The sequence below is a fragment of the Spongiimicrobium salis genome, from assembly GCF_043678055.1.
Classification (GTDB): Bacteria; Bacteroidota; Bacteroidia; order Flavobacteriales; family Flavobacteriaceae; genus Spongiimicrobium; species Spongiimicrobium salis.
In genome coordinates this window covers 674,262-692,307 of the sequence record NZ_JBHEQA010000002.1, presented here as the reverse complement: position 1 = coordinate 692,307, position 18,046 = coordinate 674,262, and the positions used below count along the sequence as shown (strand labels likewise).

Here is an 18,046-nt window from a genome sequence, read left to right as displayed (position 1 = left end):
TAATTCGAAATCAACCAAGTACTGCAATACTATGTCAAATCAGATGAATTCCAGAAGAAAATTTATTCAAAAAAGTACGGTGGCCGGAGCAGGAGCTTTACTAGCTCCCTCAATGACCTATGGCTTTTCAAATGAAAAGAAGAAAGAACCGTTAAATGTTGGACTTATAGGTGTTGGATTGCGAGGAACAAATCATTTGAATAATTTGTTGCAACGCTCGGATGTCCGTATTACCGCACTATGCGATATTGATCCTGCTCGCATAGATATCGCCTTGAAAATGATGGCTAAGGAGAATGGAGGCAAGCCCAAAGTTTTTGGAAAAAATGAACAGGACTATAGAAATTTGTTGAATTTGAAGGAGGTTGACGCCGTTATTATCGCCACCCCATGGTTATGGCATAGTCGTATGGCCGTAGACGCTATGGAGGCTGGAAAATATGTGGGGTTGGAGGTTTCTGCCGCCAATACCATGGAAGAATGCTGGGATTTGGTGAATGCACATGAACGCACGGGCACCCATTTAATGATTTTGGAAAATGTAAACTATCGTAGGGATATTATGGCGGTATTGCATATGGTAAAAAAAGAAGTCTTTGGGGAATTGGTCCATTTCCGATGTGGATATCAGCATGATCTCCGGGAAGTGAAATTTAATAATGGGAAACAGCCTTATGGAGGCGGGGTTGAATTTGGAGAAAAGGCCACTTCCGAAGCAAAATGGCGCACCTATCATTCCATAACCAGAAATGCGGATGTTTACCCAACGCATGGAGTAGGACCTATAGCTACTATGGCCAATATCAATAGGGGCAACCGATTTGTTTCCTTAACTTCCAATGCCACAAAAGCTATAGGGTTGCACAATCATATCGTAAAACAGGGAGGCGAAGATCATCCTAATGCCAAAGTGAAATTTAAACAAGGAGATGTCATTACCACAACGATTCAAACTGCAAAGGATGAAACCATCATTGTGACACACGATTGCAACCTTCCAAGACCGTATTCCCTTGGTTTTCGGGTTCAGGGCGCCAACGGATTGTGGGAGGTAGATGGAAATCGGATCTATGTGGAGGGAAAATCAAAACCGCATCAATGGGACGAGGCGTCTTCCTGGTTAAAAGAATATGATCACCCCTTATGGCAAAAGTATGGGGAATATGCTGAAGGTTCGGGCCATGGAGGAATGGACTTTTTTGTGTTGAATGCCTTTGTAGGGTCGGCCAAAGAAAATATAGCCCCACCTTTGGATGTATACGATGCAGCGGCTTGGAGCGCCATAACTCCTTTATCGGAAGTTTCCATTGAAAATAATGGTTCACCCCAATTTTTTCCTGATTTTACTCGGGGAAATTGGATCAAACGAACGCCATATAAATGGATGAAAGATACCTTCTAAGCAGAAAGTTGACTTTTGTCGATTACCCTGCGTTTTTCATGTGCTCCTTGATGAAACTATGAAACGCATCATATTTTGGATGTATTTTTAATTGAATACCATCGGAAAATCCACCATCCTTGGTTTTTGCACTGAGACGTTTGGGATCAATTTGGAATTCTTTTTGCAATATATTGGCTATAGCGGTTGCCTGTCTAAAGGCAATATCAAATTCTCCAGTGTTGGTAAGTCCCGCAATTTCAAGTCCCATATCTGGATTGGCATTTAGAATAATTGCAATTTTTTCCAACCAAGCTTGACCAGCTTCCGAAACCACCTCTACCTCTTTTTCTTTGAATAAGGCAGCAATAGAAGCTGAAATAATAACACTTCCCTTACTAACCCCGGTTTGGGCATCATCTCCTAAAGTTTGCTTTACATTGGTCAAAACGGCAATAGCAGTAGAATCCAGACGGGATAAGGCATCATTGATGACTTTTAATTGATTTTCTTTTTCCCGTAAGCTTTCGAGTGCGATACCTATATTGTCTGACTTTTCAGTAGACTTGGTCGTAAAATCGGTTAGATTTTGTAATAGATCCGCGTTGGTTTTGCGTAGTTCGGCAAGCTGAGCTTCGATATCGGTAACCCTAGCAGTGCTAACACGCTCGTTTTTTTTGGCTGTGGTCAATTCCCCTTCCAAAGTAGCAAGTTGTTCTTTTAAATCATCGATTTCCAATAAGAGATCTTTCTTTTTTTGAGCTTGCAATAAGGTAGTAGATGCAATGAATACAAGGAGTAGGAGTATTTTTTTTATCATAGGGGATTGCTTTTTAAGTTCAAGTTAATTTCAAAATTAAGGTATTTACGATTGGAACACAATTTCAGATCTTAGGAATTGAAATCAGCATTTCATTTTATCAATATATTCTTTCCCGCCTAAATGCACACAATCATAGAGATCCTGCATATTGGTATAGGGTACTGGTGTTTTGTTGTACCCATAACTTGATGCCAAGGTCCTACTCAAATTGTGATCGTCTACATTCACCTGAATATCATCCATAGTGAACTGGCAAGGATGTTCATATCCTGCTGCATGGGTAATTTCAAGAAACTCTTTCCGAAATGTCCTGAAATATTGGGATAAACGATCGGATTTTAAAGGAACATCGATTCCTTTTTGTAACCACTTACTTTGTGTGGCCACTCCGGCGGGACATCGATTGGTATGGCATACTTGCGCCTGAATACAACCAATACTCATCATGGCTTCCCGTGCAACGTTGATACAATCTACACCCATAGCAAAGGCCATAGCTGCTTTGGCCGGAAACCCAAGTTTTCCGCTCCCTATAAAAACAATGCGATCGGTTAACTCCCGTTTTTGAAATACTTTGTACAAACTGGAAAAGCCATAAATCCAAGGCAGGGAAACGTGATCTGCAAAACTAGGTGGAGCTGCACCCGTTCCTCCTTCACCTCCGTCTACGGTAATAAAATCAGGGCCTTTGCCACGTTCAAGCATAAGGTCGGCCAATTCTTCCCATTGTTCCAGTTTTCCTATAGCTCCTTTTATGCCAACGGGCAGACCTGTTGCATCGGCAATTTGCTCAATGAGGTCCAATAACTCTGGGATAGAACTAAAGGCTTTATGGGTAGCTGGCGATAATACATCTTTTCCGATTTCCACTCCCCGAATTTCTGCGATTTCCGGAGTGATTTTAGAGCCAGGCAATACCCCGCCTTTTCCTGGTTTGGCACCTTGGGAAAGTTTAATCTCAACAGCTTTGATCACAGGGTTTTCGTCTACTAAGATTTTCAATTTTTCAATGGAAAAATTTCCATCTGCAGAGCGCACTCCAAAATAACCGGTACCAAAATGAAAAATAACATCCCCGCCCTTTTTGTGATAAGGAGAAAGACCTCCCTCACCGGTATTGTGATAGGCTCCCGATTTGGCAACTCCCTTGTTCATAGCCTCTACAGCGGCGGCTGACAAGGATCCAAAACTCATTGCCGATACATTGATAGCGGAAGCAGGGCGAAAAGGTTTTTTTCGTTGGTTATATGCCCCGATGATCTTGGCACAGGGCAAGAAAGTCTTGTCAATGGTATTGGGATGACCTTCCGGAACCGCATAAGCCATCATTTGATTCTTGACAAAGATATGTTGATGGGCATAAATATCCCGATCCGTCCCAAAACCTTCATAATTGTTTTCTTTTTTGGCAGAGGCATAGATCCATCCTCGCTCAATTCTATTAAAAGGAAGTTCCTCCCTATTATTGGCCACAAAGTATTGGCGCATTTCAGGACCTATACTCTCCAGCCAATATCTAAAATGCCCAATAATGGGGAAATTATGGCTTATGGTATGTGAACGCTGAATAAAAATATCCCGTATAGCAATCAGAAGTAGCAATAAAATTAACCATAACCACCAAGGAATACGGGAAAGAAAATCGAATAGGGCATCCATATCAAGAATAATTTAAAGGGGTAATGTTTTCACTATTTTGCGTTTAAATAATCCAAACTCATTTCGGTTAACGTACGGACGCCCAAAATCATTCCTGCATCATCAATTTTGAAGTCGGGCGTATGATGTGGGAAAGATTCGGTATTTCCAGGAGTCATTCCTCCAAGAAAGAAGTAAAACCCAGGTACTTTTTGTTGGAAAAAAGAGAAATCCTCTGCCCCCGTAATTGCCTTTTGGGTTTGTACATTGGCTTTTCCCGCCACACGTTCCATAGTGGGTAACATCTGTACCACAAGATCGGGATCGTTATAAGTAATTGCAGTGCCATCTTCAATAGTAATGGTAGCTTCACCTTTATAGGCTTTGGCAATAGCAGGAACCATTTCTTTCATCCGATCATTGATTAATTTTTGCATGTCGTAATCCAAGGTCCGAATCGTTCCAATGAGTTCTGCGCTTTCCGGTATAATATTGAATCGCACACCACTCGTAATTTTACCTACGGTAATAACGGCAGCTTCATCAATAAGCTTAACCTCACGACTAATAATGGTTTGCAATCCATCAATAATTTTGGCACTGATCAATATAGGATCAACACCAGACCAGGGTTGAGATCCATGACTTTGTTTTCCTTTTACCTTGATAACGAAACGCTGTGAAGCGGCCATAGTACCTCCAGATTTATAACGAATGGTCCCAACCGGGGTTTGGGAATTGATGTGCAAGCCAAAAATGGCATCAACGTCCGGACTTTTCAGCACATTTTCCTTGATCATTAATGCGGCTCCACCCTCTTCTCCTGGAGGTGCCCCTTCTTCAGCAGGTTGAAAGATAAATTTCACCGTACCTTTTATTTTACTTTTGTTTTTGGACAATACTTCGGCTACTCCCATAAGAATTGCCGTATGCGTATCATGACCGCAAGCATGCATCACACCCACTTTTTTACCCAGAAACTCTGTGGTCACCGTAGATTTAAATGGAAGGTCATTCCTTTCCGTTACAGGCAAGGCATCAATATCGGCTCTTAAGGCGATAACTTTTCCTGGTTTTTTACCTTTCAAAACGCCAACAACGCCTGTTTTGCCTACACCAGTTTGTACTTCAATGCCCAAAGATTTTAGGTGTTTGGCTATTTTTTCAGCGGTTTTAAATTCCCTATTCCCCAACTCAGGATTCTGATGGAAATCATGTCGCCAATCAATTACTTTGTTTTCCACGGCAGCATAGGCGCTGGATAAATTGATACTCTGAGCAACCATCCATGTGCTGGATAAAAGAAGGCCCGCCAATAAGATATTTTTCATAAAAAATAATTTTAAATCGTATGGAATTATATGCTATTTTTTCATTTAGAAGTGGTATTTCAACCCCTTTTTTGCTAGCCTAAGGCAACAAAAACCTAAATATATTCAAATTCAATAAAAAACACCTTTGATTGTTCATAATTATTAAAATCATGTTTTTTGGATGATATGAATTATACCTAAATTCACCATTCCGTAAGATTTAAAATAGGACACTATTGGAGAAATATATCAATGAATTAAATGAAGCCCAAAAAGCACCCGTATTGCATAAGGATGGCCCCTTAATGGTTATTGCCGGTGCCGGTTCTGGAAAAACGAGGGTACTTACCTATCGGATTGCATATCTCATGTCCCTGGGAATTGATTCCTTTAACATCTTGGCATTGACCTTTACCAATAAAGCGGCCCGTGAAATGAAGAAAAGGATAGCCGATATCGTGGGGACTTCGGAGGCAAAAAATTTATGGATGGGAACTTTCCATTCCGTTTTTGCAAAGCTGTTGCGTTTTGACGGGGATAAATTGGGGTATCCCAGCAATTTTACCATTTATGATACCCAAGATTCCCAACGCCTCATCGCCTCCATTATAAAGGAAATGGGCTTGGATAAGGACATTTATAAATACAAACAAATCCAAAACAGGATTTCTTCCTATAAAAATAGCCTGATTACTGTTAAAGCCTATTTTAACAATCCGGAATTGGTGGAGGCCGATGCCATGGCCAAACGTCCCCGAACCGGAGAGATTTATCAAAACTATGTAGATCGCTGCTTTAAGGCCGGAGCTATGGATTTTGACGATTTGTTATTGCGAACCAATGAATTGTTGACCCGTTTCCCAGAAGTTTTAATGAAGTATCAAGATCGCTTTCGATATATCTTGGTCGATGAGTATCAAGATACCAATCACTCCCAATACCTTATTGTAAAAGCACTTTCCGATCGTTATCAGAATATTTGTGTGGTAGGGGACGATGCTCAAAGTATTTATTCGTTTAGAGGGGCCAATATTAGTAATATCCTTAATTTTCAAAAAGACTATGACGATGTTGGCATGTATCGTTTGGAGCAAAATTATCGTTCTACAAAGAATATTGTGAATGCCGCCAATTCCATTATTGCAAAAAACAAAAATCAACTGGAAAAAGTGGTATGGACCTCCAATGATGAGGGGCCATTGATCAAGATACATCGAAGTCCTACAGATGCAGAGGAAGGACGTTATGTGGCCAGTTCTATTTTTGAAAATAAAATGCAACATCAATTGCAAAATGGCCAGTTTGCTGTATTGTATCGTACCAATTCCCAATCCAGATCCATTGAGGATGCCTTGCGTAAAAGAGACATACCCTATCGGATCTACGGTGGACTTTCCTTTTACCAAAGAAAGGAAATCAAAGATGTACTGTCGTATTTGCGTTTGATCATCAATCCAAAAGATGAAGAGGCCCTAAAACGTATTATTAATTTCCCTGCGAGGGGAATTGGTCAAAGTACCTTGGATAAACTGACGGTTGCCGCCAATCATTATGGACGATCTATTTTTGAAGTTATTGAGAATTTGGCAAAAATCAACCTGAAAATCAATTCGGGAACCAAACGAAAATTGGAGGATTTTGTGACCATGATCAAAAGTTTCCAGATCATGAATGCCAATACCGATGCTTTTGCTCTGGCCGAACATGTTGCCAAAAAAACCGGAATTCTATTGGAATTTAAAAAAGACGGCACTCCAGAGGGTATTGGACGTATGGAGAACATTGAAGAGTTGCTAAATGGAATCAAGGATTTTGTGGAAGGACAGCGCGAGGTGGCTGATGCCAAAGGAGATATTTCGGAATTTTTGGAAGATGTTGCCCTGGCTACAGATTTAGACAAAGATACTGGTGATGATGATCGGGTAGCCCTAATGACGATTCACTTGGCCAAAGGACTAGAGTTCCCACATGTTTATATCGTTGGAATGGAAGAAGATTTGTTTCCTTCGGCAATGAGTATGAGTACGCGGAGTGAGCTGGAAGAAGAGCGACGTTTGTTCTATGTCGCACTGACACGAGCGGAAAAGCAAGCCTATATCACCTATACCCAAAGCCGGTATCGTTGGGGAAAACTCATCGATGCGGAACCTAGTCGGTTCATTGAAGAGATCGATGAGCAATATGTAGAGAATTTGGTTCCTGTGAACGATGGGTATCGTTACAAATCCATGATCAACTCGGATATCTTCGGGGAAGTGGATAAGAGTAAACTGCGACAACACAAACCCTTGAGAGGAACTCCGCCATCTGTAGTAAAGCCCAATGAGAGCCAGCTTCGCAAACTCAGGAAGTTAAAACCTGAATTGGCAAAACCTATTGGAAATGCAATAACCACTGATACCAATCTAGTGGCAGGCAGCCTAGTAAATCACAATCGCTTTGGAAGAGGTAAAGTATTGAAAATTGAAGGGGTAGGAAACGACAAGAAGGCTGAAATTCAATTTGATAGTGGTAATATTAAAAAACTACTGCTTCGTTTTGCAAAATTAGAAGTATTGGATTGATTTTTTAGAAGCAATAGACCCAAATTCTTTTTAACTTTAAGGTATGGCCGAATACATTAAAATATATGAGGACAACCCTAACCCTAAGGAAGTAGCCAAGGTGGTTGACTTTCTTCGGAAAGGGGGATTGGTAATTTATCCTACGGATACCGTTTATGGATTAGGTTGTGATATTACCAATACCAAAGCTTTGCAGCGTATTGCACGCATTAAGGGAATCAAATTGGAAAAGGCGAATTGGTCCTTCATTTGTGCAGATTTAAGCAACTTATCGGACTATGTACGACAGATAGATACCCGCACATTTAAGATTTTAAAGAGGGCCTTGCCCGGTCCTTACACCTTTATTTTGCCTGGGAACAATAGCCTTCCCAAAGATTTTAAAAAGAAAAAAACAGTGGGGATACGTATCCCTGATAACACCATTACCAACGCTTTGGTACGCGGTTTGGGAAATCCGATTGTCTCTACTTCCATTAGGGACGACGATGATTTATTGGAGTACACTACAGACCCTGAGCTTATTTTTGAAAAATGGCAAAATTTGGTCGATGTTGTTGTCGATGGAGGATATGGAGATAACGTAGCTTCCACAGTAATAGACCTTTCCGATGGAGAGCCTGAAGTGGTTCGTGAAGGAAAAGGGGAGGTAGATATTTTCTAAAATTGGATGTGAAATTTCAAGAGAACATAAAAAAACCGCATCGATTAGATGCGGTTTTTTTTATTATAATAATATTATCTCTATTTATTAATTGTTGATGGCAGGATCTTTCATACCTTCTTCAATCATATCGTAGAACTGATCTATTTTTGGAAGCACAACAATACGTGTTCTTCTGTTTTTAGCTTTTTCTGTAGTAGAGACAGGCACAAATTCCGCTCTTCCTGCCGCTGTCATACGCTTAGGATCTACACCATAATCTTTTTGAAGTAAGCGTACTACAGCAGTAGCACGTTTTGCACTCAAATCCCAGTTGTCCAATAATACACCTTTTCTATAAGGAACGTCATCCGTATGCCCTTCAACCATAAAATCAAAATCAGGCTTGTTGTTTACTACTTTAGCAACTTTTCCTAAAATCTCTTTAGCTCTTGAGGTAAGGTTATAACTTCCACTGCTAAACAATAACTTATCTGAGATTGAAACAAACACTACTCCTTTTTCCACACTGATTTCAATATCCTCATCATCCAAATTCCCTAAAACACCTTTCAGGCTCTGTACTAAGGAAAGATTTACAGAATCTCTACGTGTAATAGCTTCATTGAGTTTTCTAATGGTAAGATCTTTCTCCTGGATACTTTCTAAAGATTTTTCAAGATTAGCAGCTCCTTTGGCTGTTAAATCTGTCAAATTCCCCATATTATCGATCAAGGTTTGATTATTGGATTTAAGGAAACTCACTTGATCCTCTAGCGACTTCATTCTAGCTGTTGCCGTTGTCTTTTCCTCCAAACAGTCATTTAACTTTACTGTAGCTGAATTTAGTAAATCCTGTGTTTCTTTTTGTTTTGCCTCTAATTCCGCATATTTCTTCTGCGATACACAGGAAGTTAAAAGTAATGTAGCCCCTAAACAGCCTAAGATGATTTTTCTCATAATAATATAACTAGTATTAAAAATTGTTTGTTATTCTCTATTCAAAATTAGATAAAATGATATGCTTCGATATTGCAAATTAGTTAATCTTTTACTAAAACAGTAAACTTCTTTACCTGATTTACGTAATGAGCCCACACAATGGACTTAACGGTATAATATTTTAAGGTAAAATTAGGAGTTTCCCTTTTTCTATAAAAACGCCTAAATTGCCTATAAAAGCTTAGGTGTGCACGAAGAATGGCAATACAGTGGTTAAACTTTGATTGCGTAATAAATCGAATTCCAGCAATACCATCCAGTATTAAACGTAAAAAAATAATTGGAAATGCTTTTTTTCTCGGTAGGTTTTTTGTGATTGAAAATAAGGAATTCCTAAAATTCAAATAGGTTTTTTTGGGGTTCATATTACTCAATGTAGAGCCGCCCAAATGATATACTTGCGAACTGCCTACGTAATAAACCTTATGCCCTTTATTTTTTGCACGCCAACATAAATCCACTTCCTCTTGATGGGCGAAATAGTCTTCGTCAAAGCCTCCCAATTCCTTAAAAATAGCACTTTTGATGAACATACAAGCTCCGGTTGCCCAGAATATCTCCCGTATATCATCGTATTGACCCTGATCTTTTTCCAGAGATTGAAAAATACGTCCTCTACAAAATGGATAGCCTAGTTGGTCTATAAAGCCTCCGGCAGCTCCGGCATATTCAAAATATGCCTTATTTAAGGCATCCAAAATCTTAGGTTGCGCAATAGCAACATCCTCATGCTTTTCAAAAAACTCCTGAATAGGGACCAACCAGCCTTCAGTGACTTCTACATCAGAGTTCAAAAGACAATAGATATCTGCATCCACCTGCTGTAGGGCATCGTTATAACCTTTGGCAAAACCACCATTGCTGGAATTTTGGATAATATTGACCTCGGGATAGTGTTCTTTTAAAAAGAGAATAGAATCGTCTGTGGAAGCATTATCGGCAACATAGAGGTCTGCCCCTTGGGAATATTGGGTCACCGAGGGCAAGTAATTCTCCAGAAGAACTTGTCCATTCCAGTTGAGTATGACAATTGCTATTTTTGACATTCACTTATTACCGAAAGAAATCGGTCGCCTCCGCTTTTTTAGTTATCATTTGTTTGATTCGCGATACAACGCTATGGTTTGAAGTCCACAAATTAACGGCTAAAATCAGGAATATGCCTCAAAAAATGATATTTTTCTGCCTCAAAATCCATTTTGCAATAAAAATGATCTAATCCATTGGTAACCATTAGATATTTTGCCTTCAATTGCATATTGTAACGGGCAATCTGATCAAATACCTGTTGTGTAATACTGACCTCCGGGGCTTTACATTCTATGAGGATTTCTATAGCACCATTAGAGGTGAAGACTACAATATCATACCTTTTTTTTAGCTTATGGATTTGAAGTTGTTTCTCTACATTGATCAAACTTTTGGGATATCCTTTGGTTTCAATAAGATAGTGCAGGGTATGTTGTCTTACCCATTCTTCGGGTTGTAACACCACGAATTTTTTGCGGATAACATCAAAAATATGCACGTTATTTTCGTTACTTTTGAATCTGAAGTCATAGGCCGGAAAGTTCAGTGGTCGCATGCTGCAAAATTGATGATTTTTTTTGGATGGATGAAGTTAAAAAAATAGTTGGCGATATACGTAGTGGAAATAGTAGTCCTGTGTATTTTTTGATGGGCGAGGAGCCCTATTATATTGATAAAATAGCTGAATTCATTGAGAAGAATGTACTTTCCGAAGAAGAACGTGGGTTTAATCAAATGGTGCTTTATGGGAAAGATGTTACTATAGAGGATATCGTAAGTAATGCAAAGCGTTACCCAATGATGGCCGAAAAACAAGTAGTGATTGTCAAGGAGGCCCAACACTTATCCAGAAGTATTGACCAGTTGAGTAGTTATGTAGATAATCCGCAGACTTCAACGGTGCTTGTATTATGTTATAAGTATAATAAACTCGATAAGAGAAAAAAATTATACAAATCTGTACAAAAAAACGGAGTGCTTTTTGAAAGTAAGAAGCTCTACGAAAACCAAGTTTCCGAATGGATACGAAAAGTACTTGCCGGAAAAGGATATCGAATAGCTCCCAAGGCGGCCATATTGCTGGTGGAGTTTTTGGGAACAGATTTAAGTAAGATCAATAATGAATTGGAGAAATTGCAGTTGGTTATCAGCAAGGACACCGAAATTAGCCCCGAAGCTATTGAAGAGAATATTGGAATAAGTAAAGATTACAATAACTTTGAGTTGAAAAAGGCAATTGGAGAACGCAATATTCTAAAAGCGACGCGCATTATCAATTACTTTTCCCAGAACCCCAAGGATAATCCTTTAGTGGTCACTATAAGTTTATTGCATACGTTTTTTTCCCAATTATTGAACTATCATGGTCTAAAAGATCAGTCTCCAAAAAATGTGGCCAGCGTTTTACGTGTTAATCCCTATTTTGTAAAGGAATATCAAGTTGCAGCTAAAAATTACCCCATGAAAAAAGTGAGCCATATCATTTCCCAACTAAGGGAACTGGACCTTAAAGGAAAAGGGGTAGGCGCTACAGCTATTTCACAGGCCGATTTGTTAAAAGAGCTTTTGGTAAAAGTAATTTAAGGCATTACTTTCGGTCTATACTAAATTTTCCTGGCCCTAAAAGAAAGATGACTACAAAGAAAATAAGGTATAGAATGGCATGTTCCTTCACTTTAAAAGCGTCGTCAGCATGATAGAAAAACGCGGCAACCAACATGGTAATGGCGGCAGGAACAGCTGCTAGCCTTGTTTTAAAACCAACAATAATCAGGATGGGGCAAATTACTTCTCCAATCACGGTTAAAAATAGGGAAGGAGTCGCACCAATACCAATAGGATCGGCAAACTCAAAATCTCCATTAATTAATTTTTGCAATTTAGGGATACCATGAGTCAGCATAATTGCCGATGGGAGAATTCGTAATAAGGCAAGACCAATGTCATTTTTAAGGGAACTTTTCATTGTGTAGTGTCATTTTGAATATTCGTAAAAGTATATAATTTTTATTGAATATCTAATGAATAGACCCTTAGATTAATGACAATTTGTGATATGATTTTCAGGAAAACCGATCGAATAGAATTTTACTGTAAATATTCTATTAAATCTTTGCCGAACTATTTCTATGTATCTGTATACCTCTTAAAAATGTTATCTTTTCAAGACGACAGAAGGATGTTTATGCTATCTAACTGAAAATACTTAGAAGTGTTTACCTATCGTAGTGAAGGAAAATCACTAGGATTGGCCTCATGCATGATTTCGTAGATTTTTTCAAAAATATCTTCCGCACTAGGTTTAGAAAAATAATCGCCATCTGTGGCATAGGCCGGTCGGTGATCTTTAGCTGCTAAGGTTTGTGCTGGGCTATCCAAATATTGGTACCCTCCTTGAACTTCAACAATTTGTTGAATTAGGTAGGCAGAACATCCGCCGGGAACATCTTCATCTACTACTAGTAAACGATTTGTTTTTTGGACGCTTTCCACACAATTGTGGGCCAAATCAAATGGGAGTAGGCTTTGTGCATCAATAACCTCTACATCAATTCCTACCTCCTTAAGTTCATCGGCAACTTTAGCCACAATACGTAAGGTAGACCCATAGGAAACTACCGTGATATCTGTTCCTTCCTTTATGGTTTCGACAACACCAATTGGTGTTCGCAATTCTCCGAGGTTATCTGGCTTATCTTCTTTTAGTCGATATCCATTTAAACTCTCGATGACTAGGGCAGGTTCGTCGCTCTGCATTAAGGTATTATAGAATCCTGCAGCCTTGGTCATATTTCTAGGAACCAGAATATACATTCCACGCAGTAAACTGATCAAAGCACCCATTTGGGAACCGGAATGCCAAATCCCTTCAAGACGATGCCCCCTGGTTCTTACAATCAAAGGTGCCTTTTGTTGGCCAACGGTTCTGTATAGGATGGTAGACAAATCGTCACTCATTAATTGAATCCCATATAAGAGATAATCCAAATACTGAATTTCGGCAATAGGACGTAAACCTCGTAAGGCAAGACCTATTCCTTGACCTATAATGGTTGCTTCCCGGATACCAGTATCCGCAATCCGCAAAGCGCCGTATTTTTTTTGTAATCCTTCCAAACCTTGATTAACATCGCCAATGGCGCCACTATCTTCTCCAAAAATTAAGGCTTCAGGATATTTCTCAAAAATTTTGTCAAAATTGTCTCTTAGGATTATTCTGCCGTCTACTTCTTCAGGTTCGCCAACATAAGAGGGCTTAAGTTCAGAAACATTGGTTGCTTTGCTAGGTAGTTCACTATGGAGGTGCGAGCTAAATTTAGGCTGCATTTCCTGCATAAAGTTATTGATCCAGGCAAGTAAGGCATTTTTTTCGGGAGTAGTATCCCCAATTAAATAACGGAGTGCTCTTCTGGAAGTAGCCGCCAAATCTTTCTTTAGAGGTTCTTCAACGGCAATTAAATCATGCATTACCTTTTCAACAAAGACTCTATTTGGACTATTCCTAGCTACATTTTCTAATAAGGAAACCAATGTCTTTTTAGCCGCTTTATGCGGAGCTAAAAATTCTTCCCAAGCTTCTTTTTTGGCATTCCTGACGTTTTTCTTAATATCTTTTTCGAGGGCTTTGAGATCTTCCTCTTGGGCGATATTGTTTTCAAGAATCCACTCTCTAAAGCGTTTGTTACAATCATTATCCTTTTCCCATTCCAAGCGGGCTTCGTTCTTGTAACGTTCATGGGAGCCAGAAGTGGAATGCCCCTGCGGCTGTGTTAATTCGGTAACATGTATCAATACAGGAACATGTTCTTCCCGTGCAATATCAGAAGCATTTTCATAGGCGTGTATCAAGGCCGTATAATCCCATCCTTTTACCTTTAGAATCTCGTACCCAGCTTCTTCTTCATTTCTTTGAAAACCAGCTAATATTTTGGAAATATCTTCTTTGGTAGTTTGGTATTTTGCTTGTACTGAAATTCCATAATCATCATCCCATACACTAATGACCATAGGTACTTGAAGTACACCTGCAGCATTTACGGTTTCAAAAAAATGCCCTTCGCTAGTACTGGCATTACCAATGGTTCCCCAAGCAACCTCGTTACCATTTTTAGAAAATTTTTCGCTGGCAATACCTTCTACATTCCTATAAATTTTGGAAGCTTGAGCTAAACCTAATAGTCTTGGCATTTGGGAAGCGGTAGGAGAGATGTCAGGACTACTGTTTTTTTGTTCTGTCAAATTCTTCCAACTACCATCAGAATTAAGACTGGAAGTTCCAAAATGCCCGCCCATTTGTCTACCAGCGCTCATGGGTTCCTGCTCCAAACTTGTCGTTGCATATAATCCATGAAAGAACTCTTTGGCACTCAAAAGATCCAGTGCCATCATAAAAGTCTGATCTCTATAGTAACCACTTCTAAAATCTCCATTTCGGAAAGATCGGGCCATGGCCAATTGTGGTAGTTCTTTCCCGTCACCAAAGATTCCAAACTTTGCTTTTCCAGTCAATACCTCACGCCGACCCAACAAACTACACTCTCTACTGATTACCGCAATTTCATAGTCTTTTAGAATTTGCTCTTTAAAATCATTGAAAGAAATATTATCGTTGAGTTTTGCTTCTGCCTTCATATACTGGAAATACTTTTTGCAAAAGTATCAAAACATTATGGTTTTTGCAATTCAAAAGAAACGGATATATATTAATAATTTCCCAAAAATGCTGTATTTTACTTTTGTAATTTTATTTTTTACGCAATAAAAACGTCTATTTTTTAGCAATAGTCTAAAAAATCAAAACCATTTTCTATTGAATAATCGGATAAGTGTCTTTGGACTTAAGGTGACCACAAAACGTATTCTTTCGGCATAATTATCTTCCCCAATTTCCCATCCATTGTTGGAATATACCGGGAAATAAAGTTCAAAGAAATCCGTAACAAAATTTAGTCGAACTCCGGAATCATATACGAAACGAGTGTTGACTCCTCTATTTTTCAAAAGTCCGACATCACCATAAAGTTCTACCCATCGCCAAACATTACCACTGACGTTTACAGTGGTCAACCAATCATTGGCAAATGGATTTTCCAATTGTGACTTAAATCCACCTTCGGCAATAATAATTTGTTGTCCATATATCCCAGAATCTTCAGAGCGCGCCAAATAATTGAAGTCGAAAAGATAATCTGTGGGCCTATCCAAAGCAAAACTAAAGAAATCGGATTCCGTCCGATTTCGTAGAAATTTACCAGCGAAGAAACGAAGATTTAATTGCCTATTGTTCTTAAATAACTTTCGGTATTCCCAATTGAAAGCAATTTTTGAAAAGTCGACAGAATGCTGTGCATCCACAAACCAAGAACGGAAATCAATGATTCCTGTATTGGAACTACGGAAACGGGCATTTATCACACTATAATCGGGCTGATCTTCAAGATTGAGGTTTTGATCACTTAGATTTTCATCTGCATTTCTAAAAATGTTCACCCATCTAAAAATCAGGGATTGTCTTTCGTTAGATATAAGGTCATCGGGCCTCCAAGCAAAACTAATCGCAGGTGTCAAGGTAAAGAAGCGCGAATTCTCGGCAAAATGAAAGGTAGACCCTCCTAAGGAGTATCGGGAAAGAAAAAATCCACTTTTTCCATGGTACTTTCGATAACTAAAGCCACCCGAACCTACAAAAGCTTTTTCGTTAAAGGAATAGGAGGGATTGAAATTAAATAAAAAAGGGCGTTCCAAAAGGGTTTTGTTGGTAATTCTAAGACCTGGGGTAATACCATCATTGGCATTGAAAATAAATGCGGGGACATAAAATAATTGATTATAATAAGGGTCCTCTGCGTCCCTAAAGAATTGTATTTTTAATTTTTTATTACCGCTTAAAAAACCACCATTTAGGGTTTTCCAATTATCCCTTTGGTTAAATTCCGGAATTTTCTGATCATAATTCAAGACCAATTTATCTTCCCCATTTCTTGGTACCGTAAATGTTTTTTCCGTGACAATATCCTTAAACCAGTATTTGGATACTACAGAATCTTTTTGAAGTCCAAAAACGGAAATAGGAACATTAGTACCCAATTTATTCTTTAAGGTAATCTGGATGGAATCCTCACTTTTAACGACATTTTCAATTTTAAAATCGATCTGATTCTCGCTGGAGATGTAATCACTAAAGAACCAATCTATATTTTGATCTGCATGTCCCTCCAATATGGCCTTGAAATTGGCAGCGGTAGAAGGCTTGGAGCTAAAATTGTGATAGAAGGTTTTTATACTTTGATCTACCTGTTGCTTGCCTAGATACTCCGATAAGTAAGCTATTCCAAGTCCTGCTTTGTATCTGTTTGCAATCTTATGATTGAATTTGATAAGGGAGTCATTGGAAGTGATCAAGGATTGATCGGTGTTTTTCCTTGCACTGAACATATAAAGAAAGGCATACTGATCGTTAAAATCCAATTGTGCCAACCGGAATCCGCGAACACCCCAAATTTTGGATAATTTCCCCAAAAGTTTTTGCTTTGGGTAGTAGGTGTCCACATAGTCTATCATCAAATAATTTACCAGGGCATCGTTTACCCAATATTCTTTACGGGTATCAAGAAACATGGTTTCCCTTAAGAAACTGGCCAAAGCAGTTTTTAGAAACTTCAGTTCAAATTGAAATTGTTCTTCATAAGGACGCACAAAAGAAGGCAATTGATTAATTCCATACAAGGGATTCTTTGCATAATCTATTTCGCTTACCAATAAGGTCTCATGAGGGTACGCGCCTAAATTGTCATAAATAAATTCCGAAATTTTATTTACAGAAACCCCTTGCATGATTTCATTAAATTTTGTCGCTTCAATATCGGTTTCTACCGTTAAATGCTCGGTGACATGCTTTGTGAACCTCTTTTTGGGGTATAAAATAATTTCGCAACTCTTCCTAAGTTTTCCAGTTATTGTCGTATGTTGCCCTTGCTGCAATTTGGAAATACTGCCTTTGTCCAAATTTGTATTCAAAAAAACGTCCTGTGGATATGTAAAATTTATAGTAGTATTTGTGATTCCGGTATACAAATCTTCTAAGTCTTTGTTGGAATACAATAACCAATCTCCATCTCTATACACTGCAGGAGTGAGGTACCAATCCTTAAGATAGTAACGGCTATTACTAGAATACCCATAGGCCGTATATTTTCTTGGGGGCAATTTTACAGTATAAGTTAAAAAAACCGTAGTGGATTGCCATGGGGCTATAGGTGTCTCCAATTCCAATTTTACGACATCCAGCTCTTTGGTGCGCTCCCATTTGAGGCCAACATGGTTCTTAGTGACCACACTAACAATATCCGTTCTACCACGGTCTTTGTCTTTGGCTAGGTGCAAACTTTTTTTGAATTGTTCCGCAAAACGTTTTGCCAAAGGGGTGTTCTTATCGGAATACGCATGATTCCAATCATTGAAATAGATGGTATTTAAGGTGTCCTTTGAAGAGTTCAGATAAGTGAACTCTTGTTTAATGCGAATTGTCTTGGTATCGTCATCCAAAGTAGCATTCATTATGTTGGTGTGCTGGCCATTTGAAGCATTTACTCCTAGAATAAATAGCAAGAATACGAGCCAATACGATAAATAATGATGCTTTTTTTGGGGCAT

The 18,046-nt window shown here is 38.9% G+C and carries 13 protein-coding genes; 4 read left to right on the top strand and 9 right to left on the bottom strand.

Features of this window, described 5'->3' with window-relative positions; translation table 11 throughout:
* The first annotated feature begins 31 nt into the window (after positions 1 to 31).
* The gene (locus ACEXOE_RS12375; protein ID WP_394749118.1) at positions 32 to 1,402 is read left to right on the top strand and encodes a Gfo/Idh/MocA family protein; all 1,371 of its coding nucleotides are present in this window, start codon (positions 32 to 34) and stop codon (positions 1,400 to 1,402) included.
* A gap of 22 nt (positions 1,403 to 1,424) precedes the next feature.
* On the opposite strand, the gene ACEXOE_RS12370 is transcribed toward ACEXOE_RS12375, so the two are convergent.
* The 3 genes from ACEXOE_RS12370 to ACEXOE_RS12360 all read right to left on the bottom strand — a co-directional run bounded on the left by ACEXOE_RS12370 (position 1,425) and on the right by ACEXOE_RS12360 (position 5,128).
* Positions 1,425 to 2,201 (bottom strand): hypothetical protein, encoded by a 777-nt coding sequence (locus tag ACEXOE_RS12370; RefSeq protein WP_394749117.1) that lies wholly within the window; start codon positions 2,199 to 2,201, stop codon positions 1,425 to 1,427.
* A gap of 84 nt (positions 2,202 to 2,285) precedes the next feature.
* Positions 2,286 to 3,863, bottom strand: a complete 1,578-nt coding sequence (locus ACEXOE_RS12365; protein WP_394749116.1) for an FMN-binding glutamate synthase family protein — start codon at positions 3,861 to 3,863, stop codon at positions 2,286 to 2,288.
* Positions 3,864 to 3,895: 32 nt separating this feature from the next.
* A complete protein-coding gene (locus ACEXOE_RS12360) occupies positions 3,896 to 5,128 on the bottom strand; it encodes an amidohydrolase (RefSeq protein WP_394749629.1) in 1,233 nt (410 codons plus the stop codon).
* Positions 5,129 to 5,391: 263 nt separating this feature from the next.
* Between ACEXOE_RS12360 and ACEXOE_RS12355 the strand changes: the two genes are divergently transcribed.
* Together ACEXOE_RS12355 and ACEXOE_RS12350 are read left to right on the top strand one after the other, a co-directional pair.
* On the top strand, positions 5,392 to 7,719 hold the full coding sequence (locus ACEXOE_RS12355) for an ATP-dependent helicase (RefSeq protein WP_394749115.1): 2,328 nt from the start codon (positions 5,392 to 5,394) through the stop codon (positions 7,717 to 7,719).
* A 43-nt stretch (positions 7,720 to 7,762) separates the two neighbouring features.
* Positions 7,763 to 8,383, top strand: coding sequence for an L-threonylcarbamoyladenylate synthase (locus tag ACEXOE_RS12350; protein ID WP_394749114.1), 621 nt, complete (start codon positions 7,763 to 7,765; stop codon positions 8,381 to 8,383).
* An 87-nt stretch (positions 8,384 to 8,470) separates the two neighbouring features.
* On the opposite strand, the gene ACEXOE_RS12345 is transcribed toward ACEXOE_RS12350, so the two are convergent.
* The 3 genes from ACEXOE_RS12345 to ACEXOE_RS12335 form a co-directional block, all read right to left on the bottom strand.
* The gene (locus ACEXOE_RS12345; protein WP_394749113.1) at positions 8,471 to 9,322 is read right to left on the bottom strand and encodes an OmpA/MotB family protein; all 852 of its coding nucleotides are present in this window, start codon (positions 9,320 to 9,322) and stop codon (positions 8,471 to 8,473) included.
* A gap of 83 nt (positions 9,323 to 9,405) precedes the next feature.
* On the bottom strand, positions 9,406 to 10,410 hold the full coding sequence (locus ACEXOE_RS12340; RefSeq protein ID WP_394749112.1) for a glycosyltransferase family 2 protein: 1,005 nt from the start codon (positions 10,408 to 10,410) through the stop codon (positions 9,406 to 9,408).
* Between the two features lie 92 nt (positions 10,411 to 10,502).
* Positions 10,503 to 10,949 (bottom strand): type I restriction enzyme HsdR N-terminal domain-containing protein, encoded by a 447-nt coding sequence (locus ACEXOE_RS12335; RefSeq protein WP_394749111.1) that lies wholly within the window; start codon positions 10,947 to 10,949, stop codon positions 10,503 to 10,505.
* A gap of 26 nt (positions 10,950 to 10,975) precedes the next feature.
* Here ACEXOE_RS12335 and holA point away from each other — a divergent pair, with 26 nt between their 5' ends.
* Entirely contained in the window at positions 10,976 to 11,977 is a 1,002-nt protein-coding gene (gene holA, locus ACEXOE_RS12330; RefSeq protein WP_394749110.1) for a DNA polymerase III subunit delta, read from the top strand.
* A gap of 4 nt (positions 11,978 to 11,981) precedes the next feature.
* Here holA and ACEXOE_RS12325 read toward each other — a convergent pair whose 3' ends face one another.
* The 3 genes from ACEXOE_RS12325 to ACEXOE_RS12315 form a co-directional block, all read right to left on the bottom strand.
* Complete coding sequence (locus ACEXOE_RS12325; protein ID WP_394749109.1) at positions 11,982 to 12,359, bottom strand: DoxX family protein; 378 nt, start codon at positions 12,357 to 12,359, stop codon at positions 11,982 to 11,984.
* 254 nt (positions 12,360 to 12,613) lie between these two features.
* Positions 12,614 to 15,025 (bottom strand): alpha-ketoacid dehydrogenase subunit alpha/beta, encoded by a 2,412-nt coding sequence (locus ACEXOE_RS12320; RefSeq protein WP_394749108.1) that lies wholly within the window; start codon positions 15,023 to 15,025, stop codon positions 12,614 to 12,616.
* 162 nt (positions 15,026 to 15,187) lie between these two features.
* On the bottom strand, positions 15,188 to 18,046 hold the full coding sequence (locus ACEXOE_RS12315; protein WP_394749107.1) for a gluzincin family metallopeptidase: 2,859 nt from the start codon (positions 18,044 to 18,046) through the stop codon (positions 15,188 to 15,190).